The 13,816-nt window shown below is 64.3% G+C and carries 12 protein-coding genes; 3 read left to right on the top strand and 9 right to left on the bottom strand.

Annotated features, from left to right (window positions below):
* Positions 1-214 precede the first annotated feature (214 nt).
* From pepN to HU751_RS02090, 6 genes are read right to left on the bottom strand one after another with little or no spacing between them, the layout of a single operon-like run.
* Positions 215-2,872: an aminopeptidase N gene (gene pepN, locus HU751_RS02115; protein ID WP_186734411.1), complete on the bottom strand. Its 2,658-nt coding sequence runs from the start codon at positions 2,870-2,872 to the stop codon at positions 215-217.
* Between the two features lie 13 nt (positions 2,873-2,885).
* Positions 2,886-3,716 carry a DUF2797 domain-containing protein gene (locus tag HU751_RS02110; RefSeq protein ID WP_186734410.1) on the bottom strand — a complete coding sequence of 277 codons (831 nt, stop codon included), beginning with the start codon at positions 3,714-3,716 and terminating at the stop codon, positions 2,886-2,888.
* Positions 3,713-3,973, bottom strand: a complete 261-nt coding sequence (locus HU751_RS02105; protein ID WP_011532970.1) for a YeaC family protein — start codon at positions 3,971-3,973, stop codon at positions 3,713-3,715. The genes HU751_RS02110 and HU751_RS02105 overlap by 4 nt, the downstream gene beginning before the upstream one ends.
* A gap of 13 nt (positions 3,974-3,986) precedes the next feature.
* Entirely contained in the window at positions 3,987-4,859 is an 873-nt protein-coding gene (locus tag HU751_RS02100; protein WP_186734409.1) for a rhomboid family intramembrane serine protease, read from the bottom strand.
* Positions 4,856-5,827: a metallophosphoesterase gene (locus HU751_RS02095; protein ID WP_186734408.1), complete on the bottom strand. Its 972-nt coding sequence runs from the start codon at positions 5,825-5,827 to the stop codon at positions 4,856-4,858. Before HU751_RS02095 ends, HU751_RS02100 begins: the two co-directional genes overlap by 4 nt.
* The gene (locus tag HU751_RS02090; protein WP_023632574.1) at positions 5,827-6,717 is read right to left on the bottom strand and encodes an NAD(+) kinase; all 891 of its coding nucleotides are present in this window, start codon (positions 6,715-6,717) and stop codon (positions 5,827-5,829) included. Before HU751_RS02090 ends, HU751_RS02095 begins: the two co-directional genes overlap by 1 nt.
* Positions 6,718-6,761: 44 nt before the next feature.
* On the opposite strand from HU751_RS02090, the gene HU751_RS02085 reads away from it, so the two are divergent.
* Entirely contained in the window at positions 6,762-7,748 is a 987-nt protein-coding gene (locus tag HU751_RS02085) for a DUF1853 family protein (RefSeq protein ID WP_186734407.1), read from the top strand.
* 125 nt (positions 7,749-7,873) lie between these two features.
* The gene (locus tag HU751_RS02080) at positions 7,874-8,419 is read left to right on the top strand and encodes a cytochrome b (protein ID WP_050704781.1); all 546 of its coding nucleotides are present in this window, start codon (positions 7,874-7,876) and stop codon (positions 8,417-8,419) included.
* Here HU751_RS02080 and HU751_RS02075 read toward each other — a convergent pair.
* Both HU751_RS02075 and HU751_RS02070 read right to left on the bottom strand, forming a co-directional pair.
* Complete coding sequence (locus HU751_RS02075) at positions 8,410-9,303, bottom strand: 1-aminocyclopropane-1-carboxylate deaminase/D-cysteine desulfhydrase (protein ID WP_186734406.1); 894 nt, start codon at positions 9,301-9,303, stop codon at positions 8,410-8,412. The genes HU751_RS02080 and HU751_RS02075 overlap by 10 nt on opposite strands.
* A gap of 9 nt (positions 9,304-9,312) precedes the next feature.
* On the bottom strand, positions 9,313-9,546 hold the full coding sequence (locus HU751_RS02070) for a hypothetical protein (RefSeq protein WP_217862529.1): 234 nt from the start codon (positions 9,544-9,546) through the stop codon (positions 9,313-9,315).
* A gap of 211 nt (positions 9,547-9,757) precedes the next feature.
* On the opposite strand from HU751_RS02070, the gene HU751_RS02065 reads away from it, so the two are divergent.
* Positions 9,758-11,121, top strand: a protein-coding gene (locus HU751_RS02065) for an IS3 family transposase (RefSeq protein WP_437181031.1) whose coding sequence is annotated in 2 segments (ribosomal slippage) — positions 9,758-10,270 and positions 10,273-11,121 — 1,362 coding nt in all. Because the reading frame shifts where the segments join, the coding sequence is not laid out codon by codon here.
* 624 nt (positions 11,122-11,745) lie between these two features.
* Here HU751_RS02065 and HU751_RS02060 read toward each other — a convergent pair.
* The gene (locus HU751_RS02060; protein WP_186735738.1) at positions 11,746-13,782 is read right to left on the bottom strand and encodes an NADPH-dependent 2,4-dienoyl-CoA reductase; all 2,037 of its coding nucleotides are present in this window, start codon (positions 13,780-13,782) and stop codon (positions 11,746-11,748) included.
* Positions 13,783-13,816 lie beyond the last annotated feature (34 nt).

Genomic DNA, 13,816 nt, shown 5'->3' with positions numbered 1-13,816 from the left:
TGTGCTGGGTCAATCTATTGCCAGGTACTGTGAAAACCCTGTTCCAGAGCCCTGGAATAGCTTCGGGCCATCGTATCGGGGTTGTTCGGCGGAACACAACGAGCGGGACGTTATGTTTTGTTAACCGCCAGAAGCATCGCGGGGCAAGCCCGCTCCCACGCCATCCTCAACTGGCGTGGGAGCGGGCTTGCCCCGCGATTGGTGTCGAACAGGCTTACGCCAAGCTCTTGCTCACCACCTCATACACATCGCTGGACAGCGCCCCGGACGCGAGAATCCGCTCCAGCTCGCCCTTCATCAGCGCCTGGCGCTTGTCGTCGTACTTGCGCCAGCGGGTCAGTGGTGCGAGCTGGCGCGAGGCGATCTGCGGGTTCAGCGCGTTCAGCTCGATCACCAGGTCCGCCAGGAAGCGGTACCCCGACCCATCGGCGGCGTGGAAGTTGACCAGGTTCTGCCCGGCGAAGGCGCCGACCAAGGCGCGTACCTTGTTCGGGTTCTTCAAGGTGAAGGCCGGGTGCTCCATCAACGCCTGGACCCGCGCCAGGCCACCCGGCAGGGTGCTGGCCGCCTGTACGCTGAACCACTGATCCATGACCAGCGGGTTGTCCTTGAAGTGCTCGGCGAAGGCTTCCAGCGCCTTGGCCCGCTCGGCCTCGAACGGCGAGTTGACCAGCACCGCCAGGGCGGTGAGGCGCTCGGTCATGTTGTCGCAGTGCTCGAACTGCTCCAGGGTCGCCTCGAGCACCGGCGCCTTGGCGCTCAGCATCAGGTACGACAGGGCGATGTTCTGCAGGCTGCGGCGGGCGAAATGCTCGGCCGAGGCCACATAGGCGGTCTTGCGCGAGACTTCGCGGTTGGCCTGGTAGCGCGCCCACAGGGCGTCGAACAGCTGCTCGGCGATCTGCTGGCGGGCGAACTCGCGGGCGGCGTGGATCGCATCGACATCGGCCACCTGGCTGATTTCGGTGAGGTACGCCTCGCCCGGCAGCGAAAGCATCTCGGCAACCATGGCGGGGTCCAGCGACGCATTGCCGAGCACGGTGCCCAGGGCAGTGATCAGGCGCTGGTCAAGCGTGAGCGCTTCACCACGCTGGTGCTGGCCGATCAGTTCCTGCAACACCTGCACCGACAACTGCTGCCCCGCTTCCCAGCGGTTGAAGCCATCGCTGTCATGCTGCATGAGGAACATCAGCTGGTCGCGGTCGTACGGGAAGCTCAGCTTGACCGGCGCGCTGAAGCCGCGCAGCAGCGACGGCAGCGGCTTGGCCTTGATCCCCTCGAAGGTGAAGGTCTGCTCGGCCTCGGTCACCGACAGCACGCGGCTGCTGCCGACGGCCTGCGCCTCGCCCACCAGGCGCAGCGGCAGGTCGTTGCCTTCGGCGTCCAGCAGGCCCAGGGCCACCGGGATCACGAACGGCAGCTTCTCGACCTTGTCCGGGGTCTGCGGGCAGCTCTGGCGGAAGGTCAGGCTGTAGGTCTGCGCAGCGGCGTCATAGGCCTCGCTGACCTCCAGGCGCGGCGTGCCGGCCTGGCTGTACCAGCGCTTGAACTGGGTCAGGTCAACGCCGTTGGCGTCTTCCATGGCCTTGATGAAGTCATCGGTGGTCACCGCCTGGCCGTCATGACGCTCGAAGTACAGGTCGCTGCCCTTGCGGAAGCCCTCGGCGCCCAGCAGGGTATGGACCATGCCCACGACCTCGGCGCCCTTCTCGTACACGGTCAGGGTGTAGAAGTTGGAGATCTCGATGAAGCTCGCCGGGCGCACCGGGTGGGCCATGGGACCGGCGTCCTCGGCGAACTGGTGGGTGCGCAGGTAGGCGACATCCTCGATGCGCTTGACCGTGCGCGAGTTCATGTCGGCGCTGAACTCGGCGTCGCGGTACACCGTGAAGCCTTCCTTGAGCGACAACTGGAACCAGTCGCGGCAGGTCACGCGGTTGCCCGACCAGTTGTGGAAGTACTCGTGGGCGACCACGCCCTCGACCCGCTGGTGGGCGGCGTCGGTGGCGGTCTCGGCGCGGGCCAGCACGCAGCTGGAGTTGAAGATGTTCAGGCCCTTGTTTTCCATGGCGCCCATGTTGAAGTCGTTGACCGCGACGATCATGAAGATGTCCAGGTCATACTCGCGACCGTAGACCTCCTCATCCCAGCGCATGGACTTCTTCAGGCTGACCATGGCGTGGTCGCACTTGTCGAGGTTTTCCGGCTCGACATAGATGCGCAGGGTCACATCACGGCCTGACTGGCGAACGAACGTGTCTTCCTTGCACCAGAGGTCACCGGCCACCAGGGCGAACAGGTAGGCCGGCTTCTTGAACGGGTCTTCCCAGGTCGCCCAGTGGCGGCCGTCATCACCCGGACCGCTGCCGACCGGGTTGCCGTTGGACAACAGCACCGGATAGCGATGCTGCTCGGCAATCACCGTGGTGGTGAAGGTGCTCATCACGTCCGGGCGGTCGAGGTAGTAGGTGATCTTGCGGAAACCCTCGGCCTCGCACTGGGTGCAGAACATCTTGCCGGACTTGTACAGGCCTTCCAGCGCGGTGTTGCTTTCCGGGTGGATCTTCACGCTGGTGTCGAGGGTGAAGCGCTCGCCCTTCGGCTGCACGGTGAGGCTGTCGTCGTCGAGCTGGTAGTCGTCGGCGCCCAGCGCCTGGTCGTCCAGCTGCACGCTCAGCAGCTCCAGGTGCTGGCCATCGAGCACCAGCGGCGGCAGGCCGGCGCCGCGCTCGGGGTTGCGGCGCATGACCAGCTGCGCATGGACCAGGCTGTGGTCCTCGAACAGTTCGAAGGTCAGGTGGGTCTCGTCGATCAGGTACTCGGGGGCCTGATAGTCCTTGAGGTAGATCACTTGCGGTTGTTCGGTACGCATGGTGACGATCCTTTTACTGGAGCACGGCCAGCTGGTAGGCCGTGTACTTGCGAATGTTGATCACGCCGGTGTCGAAGATCAGGTACTGGCCCTTGATGCCCAACAGCGTGCCTTCCACGACCGGGTCCTTGTCGAGGTTGAAGCTGACGATCTTTTTCGGGTAGGCCTCGACCGGGTAGCGCATCTGCACCACCTCGGCGTCGGGCAGCGGCTGGATGGCCTGCAACCCGAAGCGTTCCTGCAGGGCGCGGATGCCGTCGGCGCAGGCGTCGAAGATCTGTTCGCGGATGGCCGGCAGGTCGAGCACCTCGGCGTCGCCCTTGAGCAGCGCGCGCCAGTTGGTGCGGTCCGGCACCTGGCTGCGCAGCACGTCCTCGACCAGCCCGGATTGCTGGCGGGTGGCCACGCGCATGATCGGCAGAGCCTGGCTGGCGCCCTGGTCGAGCCAGCGGGTGGGCAGCTGGGTGGCACGGGTGATGCCGACCTTGATGCCCGACGAGTTGGCCAGGTAGACCACGTGGTCGGTCATGCAGAACTGCTCGCCCCACGAAGGCTCGCGGCAGGTGCCGGCGTCGTAGTGGCATTTCTCCGGGGCCATGATGCACACATCGCACTGGGCCAGCTTGGTCATGCACGGGTAGCAGTACCCCTGGCTGAAGCTGGTCTTGGTGCGCTTGCCGCAGTGGGTGCAGTGGATCGCGCCGAGGTATTCCAGGCGGATCGACTGGCCGATCAGCGGGTTGACCGGCACCTCGGTATCATCCAGGCGGAAACTGTATTGAACGACCGGTGCGTCCAGGCGCACCGCCATCTTGCTCAAAGAGCCACGAGCGAGTTCGATCAATGTACCGAGTCCGACTTGAACAGGATGTTGGCGATCGGCGCCGACTTCGAGGCGCATTCCTGCGGGCCCATGTAGCCGGTGCGCTGCTCTTCGGGGAGGTTCTTCATCTCCCAGGCGATCACCGCCTGCAGCGACAGCTCCTTCTGCTCGGCGGTCAGCTTGCGGCCGTCGGACCATTTGCCGATCTCCACGGCCGTCTTCAGGCTCTCGTAGATCTCGGGGGTGATGTTTTCGATCATTTGCGCGAACGTGGACATGCTGTCTCCTCAGTCAGGCGGTCAGTTTACGCCGGGCCAGCGCGCCACCCAAGAGCCCTGTAAGGCATCCGATGAGCAACCCGCCGACATGGGCGGCGTTGGCGATCTGGCCGAAGCCGAGCTGGCCGACCACGCCGCTCAGGCAGATCACCAGCCAGATCAGCATCATCACCAGCACGCCTTTGGGCAGGTTGAACTGCGGATCGGGCGCCAGCCACTGGTACAGCCAGACATGCCCGAGCAAGCCGTAGAGCACCCCGGACAGGCCGCCGAACAGGCTCGGGCCGCTGGTGAAATGCTGGGCCAGGTTGGATACCAGGCTGAACAGCAAGGTCAGCCCCAGCAGCATCCACGGCCCCTGGCGCAACTCGATGCGCTTGCCCAGTTCCCAATACCACAAGCCGTTCATCGCCAGGTGCAACACGCCGAAGTGCAGCAGCATCGGCGACACCAGGCGCCACCACTGGCCTTCGGCCAGGCCTTGGAGCAACGGGGTGAAGTACAGGTAGTCGCCCTGCACCTTGAACGACAGGAAAGTGAACCAGCCGATGGTCGACAGGTTGTCGCCCAGGCCGGTTACCCCGGCGACCACCAGGCTCAGGATCAGCACCGCGGCGGTGACCTTGCATGCCAGGGCCTGGTCCTTCAGCGAAGGTGGTGCCGGGGCAGCTTCCACAGGTTCGGGCATGGCTTGCAGATCGGCATTGCCGTCAGGGAAACGCCGGTACAGCTCGAGCACATCCCCGGCCATGGCCGGCGGTGCCCACAGCACCTGCTCCTCGCCCTCCTCCACCACCCGGTGCGGCACCTGCAGGCGCCGCAGCAAGGCAACGAAACCACTGAGATCGACCGCCAACGGCAGGCGCAGCACTTCGATCACGTTCATTGGCTGGCCTGCGGACGGTCGACGTCGACCCAGACGAACTTGTGCGGATCGATGCGGGTTTCGTCATCCAGCCGGTAGGCCGCCAGCTTGCCGTAGAGCACGGCGCTGTAGTCCAGGCACGCCAGGTTGGCGCGGATCGGTGCCGGGCGCCCGCTGCGCCAGTAGTGGCCGACGAACAGCAACGGCTCGTCCTCGTCGTAGCGCAGCAAGGCGTTCTTCTGGCTGTGGCTGAGGGGCGTGCGGGCCACCTCGTCGGGCAGCGCGTCGGGCTGGAAGACGATGTCGCCATAGGTCTGCGGGTCTTCCTCCCAGAACTTGGTGCGGAAGAAGGCGCGGGTCAGGCCGTCGCCGCCGGTCAGCGTCAGACCGTCCGGCAGGCGCATGTCGGTGCCGCGCAGCAAGCGGTTGCACACCGTGGCGGCGAAACTGCCAGACACCGCCGACGCCTGCACGAAGTGCTCGTCGATGCGGCCCGTGGGGTACTGCTGGCGCAGCGGCTCGATCAGCCGCGGGTCCCAGCAGGCGTGCACCAGGCGGAAGCGCCCGGCGTCGACGAACAGCGGCAGTTCATAGAACCACTGGATGAAATCGTGCCAGTCGCCGGGGTGCTGGGCGAACTGTGCGAGGGTCTCGTCGATCAGCCGGGCATGGCGCGGGGTGTGCTCGCGCACGAAGGCCTTGCCGCTGCCGGGCAGTGCCGGGGTTACCCAACCCAGGGCGTTGTACTCGTGGTTGCCCATGATGCAGAAGGCCTGGCCGGCCTCGACCATGTCGTGGACGATGTGCAGCGCCTCGCGGATGCGCGGGCCGCGGTCGACGATGTCGCCGAGGAACAGTGCCTGGCGCCGTGGGTGACGCCAGACCCCGCCGACCCGCTTGTAGCCGAGCGCGTCGAGCAAGCGTTCGAGGGTGAGCGCACAGCCGTGCACGTCACCGATGATGTCGAAACTGCGCGCCGGATCGAGCATCAGTCGTCCCTGCCGCCCAGGCGGCTGCCCCAGCCGAGCTTGGTGCGGCAGACCTCGTAGTAGTTATGGTCCAGCGGGTGGATCAAGCGCAGCTTCTGCGGCTTCTTGCTGACCGTGATGGTGTCGCCGGGGGCGCAGGTGAAGTGGTTCTGGCCGTCGCAGGAGACCTGCGGGTAGATCTGCAGGTCCTTGGACACGACGATCTTCAGCTCGCTGTTGCCGTCCACCACGATCGGTCGGCCCGACAGGGTGTGCGGGTACATCGGCACGATGACGATGGCGTCGAGCTTGGGGTGCATGATCGGGCCGCCGGCCGACAGCGCGTAGGCGGTGGAACCGGTCGGGGTGGCGACGATCAGGCCGTCGGCCTTCTGGCTGCAGACGAACTGGCCGTCGATGTAGATCTCGAACTCGATCATCCGCGTCGACTTGCCCGGGTGCAGCACCACATCGTTGAGCGCATCGCCCTGGCCGATGGCCTCGTGGTGACGGCGCACCTCGGCCTGCAGCAGGAAGCGGTTCTCCACCAGGTAGTGGCCGTCGAGTACCTCGGCGACCTTCTCTTCCAGCTCGTCGGGGCGGATGTCGGTGAGAAAGCCCAGGTTGCCGCGGTTGATGCCCAGCACCGGGATGTTGTGCCGGGCCAGGGCGCGGGCGGCGCCCAGCAGGCTGCCGTCGCCGCCGACCACGATGACCAGGTCGCAGACCTCGCCCAGCAGCTTGCGCGTGGAGGTCTGCAGGCCGTGGCCGGGCAGGACTTCGGCGATGGTGTCCTCGAGGATCACGTGCAGGTGGCGCTCGAGGAGGAATTTTTTCAGTCGGCGAATGGTGTCGAGCACCTGGGAGCTGCCAAGGCGTCCGATGATACCGATATTGCGAAATTGCTCCATGGTGCTCCTGCAAGGCTCTGCGGCGGGGTGACAATGCCAGGATTATGGGCGAAAGGACCGGCCAGCGGCAAACCGGCTATGCTCGCAGGATGATGCCCTTCGCCGACCTCGAGTCCCTGCCCCGCCAGCTGCGCCACCCTGCCGTGCGCGACCTGGCCTGGGCGCTGTTGTCGCCACCGCTGCTGGCGCAGGCCGGCTGCCCCCAGCGCCACCCGCTGCAGGGCAGCGCCTGGGCCGATGATCCGCAGCGCCTGGGCCACTGGCTCGCGGCGCTCGACCAGGCGCCTGCACCGCTGCTGAGCTGGCTGGCACGCCTGAACAGTCGGCGGCTGGGCCTGTACTACGAAAGCCTGTGGCAGTTCGCCCTGCAGCAGGCGCCGGGCATCTTGCTGCTGGCGGCCAACCTGGCGATCCGCGACGGCGGCCACACCCTGGGCGAACTCGACCTGTTGCTGCGCGACCGTGACGGCGATCATCACCTGGAGCTGGCCATCAAGCTCTACCTCGGCCCGCCTGCCGGCGATGGGCAGGACCCGACGCACTGGCTCGGCCCCGGTTGCCACGACCGCCTCGGGACCAAGCTGGCGCACCTGGCCGGGCATCAACTGACGATTTCCGGCCAGCCCCATAGCCGTGCCGCGCTGGACGGGCTGGGAATCGCCGAGGTCGAGGCCCACCTGTGGCTCGGCGGCTATCTGTTCTACCCCTGGCCCGGGCATGCCGAGGCGCCCGTCGGTGCTCATCCGGCACATTTGCGTGGGCGTTGGCTGCATCGGCGGGATTGGGCGGATTACCTCGCGACCTGCCCGCCCGGACGCTGGCAGCCGCTGCCCCGGCATGGCTGGCTCGCGCCAGCGCGGGTGGAGGCATCCTGGCCCGCGAACCAGTTCGACGGTTGGTTGACCGGGCTGGATGTATTCGCCCCCGCACAATTGCTGGTGCGGCTGGAACAGGATGACGACGGCGCCTGGCAAGAGGCCGAGCGGTTGTTCCTGGTGGCGGACAGCTGGCCGTACTTGCCCGGACTTTGAGGTAGGCCGGAGCAGACAACACAATTTTCACCGACCTGGCGCAAGGATCGACTCCCGACTGCCATTACAGTTGTACCTGAGCGCCAGCAAGAGCGCCCTTTCCGACCTGATGACGAGGACCCACCATGGTTTCATCCACTCCCGCGGCCCATTACGCGCGGCTGTCGATCGCCCTGCACTGGCTGATGCTGGTGCTGCTGGCCGCCGTCTACGCCTGCATCGAGCTGCGTGGCCTGTTCCCCAAGGGCAGCGCCGAACGCGACCTGATGAAAGACCTGCACTTCATGCTTGGGCTGACGGTGTTCGTGCTGGTCTGGCTGCGCCTGGCCCTGCGCCTGTCGCGCCCCACCCCACCGATCGTGCCCAGGCCACCGGCCTGGCAGACGGGCCTGTCGCACCTGGTGCACCTGCTGCTGTACCTGATGATGATCGGCCTGCCGCTGGCCGGTTGGGCGATCCTCAGCGCCGCCGACAAGCCGATCCCGTTCTATGGCCTTGAGCTGCCGGCGATCGTCGCCCCCGATCCGGACCTGAGCAAGTTCATCAAGGGTTGGCACGAGCGCATCGGCAGCTGGGGCTACTGGCTGATCGGCCTGCACGCGCTGGCCGGGCTCTATCACCACTATGTGCGGCGCGACAACACGCTGCTGCGCATGCTGCCCTACAAGTAACCGCGTCGTCCCTGCAGGCCTCCGCTGTGCAGGAACACCAGGCGGGTGCCGGGGGCGAAACGCCCGGCCTCGACCTGGTCGCGCAGGGCCAGCAGGGCCTTGCCGGTGTAGAGCGCCTCCAGCGGTATGCCGGTTTGCCGTTCGGTGTCGGCGATGAACGTCAGCAGCGCGTCGTCGATGCGGGCAAAGCCGCCGCGGCTGGCGTCGTGCAACTGGTAGCCGTGCGCACCGGCCAGCGCCGCGACGGTTTCCGGCACGCCGTGGTCAAGCGGCACGGCGAGAGCGCCATGGACGGCATGCCTGCCCGCCTCCTCCAGCACCAGCCCTGCCAGGGTGGTGCCGGTTCCCGCTGCCAGCCACCAGGCGTCGTAGTCGGTCCAGCCGAGCGTTGCCAGTTGCGCCCGGCACTGCTCGATGATCAACCCGCAGCCCTGGGCACCGGCCAGGCCGCCACCGCCTTCGGGGATGCAGTGCCAGCCTGGGTACCGGGCCCGCCAGGGCTGCCAGAAGCCGGGGTCATGGCGGGCGCGGTAGCCGCCGAAACCGAGCCAGTGAAGTTCCATGCCCAGGGCTCGCAGGTCCTGTACCGTGGGTGTTTCCTGGGGGTGGCCACGCAACAGGCCGGCGGTGGCGAAGCCGAAGCGCTTGCCGGCCGCCGCCAGGGCGTGGAGATGGTTGGAATGGTTGCCGCCCAGGCTGATCAGGCCCGGGGCATCGGCCTTGCGGGCCTGGTGCAGGTGATGACGCAGCTTGAACCATTTGTTGCCGCTGATCAGCGGGTCGATCAGGTCCAGGCGCAGGACCGCAGCTTCGATTCCCGCGTGGCGCAACCAAGGCAGGTCGAGACGTTGCAGGGGGGCTTGGGGGAGAGAAAAATCAGACATGAAGGCAGTTTATCTGATCGCGCAGATGCAGATGTGCTGCTCGTTGCCGTTGCCGTTGCCGTTGCCGTTGCCGTTGCCGTTGCCGTTGCCGTTGCCGTTGCCGTTGCCGTTGCCGTTGCCGTTGCCGATCAGGAGTCTATCCTCATACCTCGCTAGCGACAGCTGCGTCAGCCCAAGCGCCGCCCGTACTTTCGCGACTTCAGGAGGCCGAACGCAGGCCTTGCGGAGGGAGGTGACGGGCATGGATGCCCGTCAAGCGCTGGGGCCCAGGATGGGCCCTGCAGCGCGGTCCTCCCGGGAGCAAGGCCGGAGTGAGGGGACCCGGAGCGAAGCGCAGGGCCGGATGAATGGAGCGCAGCGTTTTTTGGTTACTTTTTGTCGCGTTTGACAAAAAGTGACTCGCCGTTGAACTGACCCCCGAAAGTTGGACACCTTATCCCTTGGAGGGTGTTCCATGACGAAATACAACCTGGCGCTCAAGCAGGCACTCATCGAAGAGTGCCTTTCTGCCCGCAGTGTTCATGAAGTGGCACTGAAGCATGAGCTGAGCCCTTCGCTGCTGCGCCGCTGGGTAAAGGGCTATGAGAAACACGGCGCAGCCGGTTTGATTCCCAAGTACAGTCACTACGATGCTCAGTTCAAATTAAAGGTTTTGCAATGCATCGAGCAAGACGGGCTGTCTGCTCAGCAAGCATGCGTAAGGTTTGATATCCGTGGGCCGAGCAGCATCAGGCAATGGAAAAGGCTGTACGATGAAGGCGGAATAGAAGCCCTTCATCCGAACCGTGCCCGAGAGTTAAACATGCCCCGCAAGCCATCAAAGCAATCCAGCGCAGGACCTTCTGCACCTTCGGATCGTGAGCTCACGCCTGAGCAAATGCTCGAAGAGCTGGAATATCTGCGCGCGGAGAATGCCTATCTAAAAAAGCTCGATGCCTTGATCCAAGCGGACCCACGCACTGCGCAGGCAAGAAAACGCAAGCTGTCCAAGGATTAAGGCGTGAGCATCGACTCGCTCTGCTGTTGCGCGCTGCAGGCCTGGCACGCAGTACCTTTTACTACCAAAGCAAAGTGTTGCAGACCGACAGGCATGCTGCCCTCAAGGAACGCATCGACAGGGTCTATCACCAGCATAAGGGGCGGTATGGCTACCGCCGTATCACTGCGGTTCTTGGGCACAATGCCGAGGTGATCAATCACAAGAAGGTGCAGCGGCTGATGCAGTTGATGGGCCTCAAATCGCTAGTCAAAGTGAAGAAATATCGCTCGTATCGAGGCTCCGAGGGGCTTGTTGCATCTGATTTGCTCAAGCGTGAATTCAAGGCGCAGGCCCCTAATCAAAAATGGGTAACCGACGTGACAGAGTTCAAGGTAAAGGGCCAGAAGCTATTTCTTTCGCCGGTGATGGACCTGTACAACGGCGAGATCCTCGCTTATCAGATCAACCGACGCCCTGAGTTCAGGATGGTTTCGACAATGCTGGAGCAAGCTTTCGAGCGGCTGAATCAAGATGACAAACCAATATTGCACTCCGATCAAGGCTGGCAGTATCAGCAGCCAGCTTACCGGCACATGTTGGCCGGGAAGAATATCGAGCAGAGCATGTCGCGAAAGGGAAACTGCCTGGACAACGCCGCGATGGAAAGCTTTTTTGGCACGCTCAAGAGCGAGTTCTTTTATCTGGAATCGTTTGAGAGTGTTGAACAACTGGCATCAGGGCTAGAGGATTACATCGCTTACTACAACCAAGAACGCATCAGTCTCAGACTAAATGGCTTGAGTCCGGTACAATTTCGGACCCAAGCGCTGAACCCATAGCGTACCCTGTCCAACTTTCGGGGGTCAGTTCACGTAAGGGCGAAAAGGTGACTATGCGTCAGTACAGTAAATGAATGCGCTTACACCTGTGAAAACCCACGCCGATCGCATTTGACTTTGACTTTTAGAGCCATGTGTTTTGAAAGTTATATGCGCATTCATTTGCGATGGTGACGCAAAGTCACCTTTCCGCCCTTACGGCGGGTCCCTTTTTGAAGGATCAAAAAGGAACCAAAAAATCCTCGCTCCATTCATCCGGCCCCTACGCTTCGCTCCGGGGTTCCCTCGCTCCGTTCTTGCTCCCGGGAGGACCGCGCTGAACGCCCCATCCTGGGGCGCAGCGCTTGACGGGCATCCATGCCCGTCACCTCCCTCCGCAAGAACTCCGCTCAGCCTCCTGAAGTCGCAATTGGCGTTGCCTGAACTATCGCGCGCTTAGAAGCAACAGCAAGATCAAGATCAAGATCAAGATCAAGATCAAGATCAAGATCAACGGACATGGAGTAAGTGTAGAGTGCTGGCAATATTTACTTAGTTACAGCCACTCGTTGACAAGCCAACTTCCACAGAAAAGGTGTATTACCATCTCAACTGTGGAAGTTGGCTCACCAACGATTCAAACAATCACAGTTCCGCCGCCAACCTCGACCCTTGGTTAATCGCCCGCTTGGCATCAAGTTCCGCCGCCACGTCAGCGCCCCCGATCAAGTGCACCGACTGCCCGGCCGCAACAAGGCCATCATGCAACTCGCGCAGCGGATCCTGCCCAGCGCAGATGACGATATTGTCCACCGCCAACAACTGCGGCTCGCCCTCGCCAACCCGCACATGCAGACCGGCATCGTCCACGCTCAGGTACTCGACGCTGTTGAGCATCTGCACCTGCTTGTTCTTCAGCCCCGTGCGATGAATCCAGCCGGTGGTCTTGCCCAGGCCGTCGCCGACCTTGGTCTTCTTGCGCTGCAGCAGGTACACCTGGCGCGCCGGCGCGTGAGGCTCGGCCTTGACCCCGGCCACACCACCACGAGCCTGCAAACGCGTATCGATGCCCCACTCCTTCCAGAACGCCTCACGGTCCTGGCTGGTGGCCACGCCCTTGTGCACCAGGTACTCGGACACATCGAAACCAATGCCACCGGCACCGATCACCGCCACCCGCTCACCCACCGGCTTGCGCTCCAGCAGCACGTCCAGGTAGCTCAGCACCTTGGCGTTGTCGATACCGGGAATGGCCGGCGTACGCGGGGCGATGCCGGTAGCCAGGATAATCTCGTCGAACTCGCCAGCCACCAACGCAGCCACATCGACACGGGTATTCAGGCGCAGGTCGACACCCGTGGACTTCACCTTGTTGCGGAAGTAACGCAGGGTCTCGTAGAACTCCTCCTTGCCCGGCACGCGCTTGGCCACGTTGAACTGCCCGCCGATCTCGCCGGCGGCATCGAACAACGTCACCTCATGACCGCGCTCGGCGGCCACGGTGGCGGCCGCCAGGCCCGCAGGACCGGCGCCGACCACCGCAATGCGCTTGACCGCCCGTACCGGCAGGTAGTTGAGCTCGGTCTCATGGCAAGCCCGCGGGTTGACCAGGCAGCTGGTCAGCTTGCCGCCGAAGGTGTGATCCAGGCAGGCCTGGTTGCAGCCGATGCAGGTGTTGATCTCGTCACCACGGCCAGCAGCGGCCTTGTTGACGAAGTCAGGATCGGCCAGGAACGGCCGGGCCATGGAGACCATGTCGGCATCGCCCTCGGCCAGCACCGCCTCGGCCACCTCCGGGGTGTTGATGCGGTTGGTGGTGATCAGCGGGATCTTCACCGCGCCACGCAGCTTGGCGGTGACCTTGCTGAACGCCGCGCGCGGCACCTTGGTGGCGATGGTCGGGATGCGCGCCTCATGCCAGCCGATACCCGTGTTGATCAGCGTGGCGCCAGCCTGCTCGATGGCCTTGGCCAGCAGCTCGATCTCGTCCCAGGTGCTGCCGCCCTCGACCAGGTCGAGCATCGACAGGCGGAAGATGATGATGAAGTTCGGCCCCACCGCCTCGCGCACCCGGCTCACGATTTCCACCGCCAGGCGCATGCGGTTCTCGTAGCTGCCGCCCCAACGGTCGGTACGGTGGTTGGTGTGGGCGGCGAGGAACTGGTTGATGAAGTAGCCTTCCGAACCCATGATCTCGACGCCATCGTAGCCGGCGCGCTGGGCCAGGCTTGCGCAGGTGACGAAGTCGCGGATCTGCTTCTCGATGCCCTCCTCGTCCAGCTCCTTGGGCTTGAACGGGTTGATCGGCGCCTGGATGGCGCTGGGCGCCACCTGTTTCGGGCTGTAGGCATAGCGTCCGGCATGCAGGATCTGCAGGCAGATCTTGCCACCGGCGGCATGCACCGCCTCGGTGACGATCCGATGCTTGTCAGCCTCTTCCTCGGTGCTGAGCTTGGCCGCACCAGAGTACACGCCGCCTTCATCGTTGGGCGCAATGCCACCGGTGACCATCAGCCCGACGCCACCACGGGCGCGTTCGGCAAAGTACGCGGCCATGCGCTCGAAGCCGCCCGGGCGCTCCTCGAGGCCGGTGTGCATCGAGCCCATCAGGGTGCGGTTGCGCAGGGTGGTGAAGCCCAGGTCGAGGGGGGCCAGCAGGTGCGGGTAACGGTCGGTAGCCATGGATGGACTCCACAGGTGGCGTGATCACGGAATG

Origin of the sequence: Pseudomonas peradeniyensis (assembly GCF_014268935.2) — a bacterium.
GTDB lineage: Bacteria > Pseudomonadota > Gammaproteobacteria > Pseudomonadales > Pseudomonadaceae > Aquipseudomonas > Aquipseudomonas peradeniyensis.
Note: the sequence above shows the minus strand (reverse complement) of the source record. Positions and strands in the feature narration are given on the sequence as shown.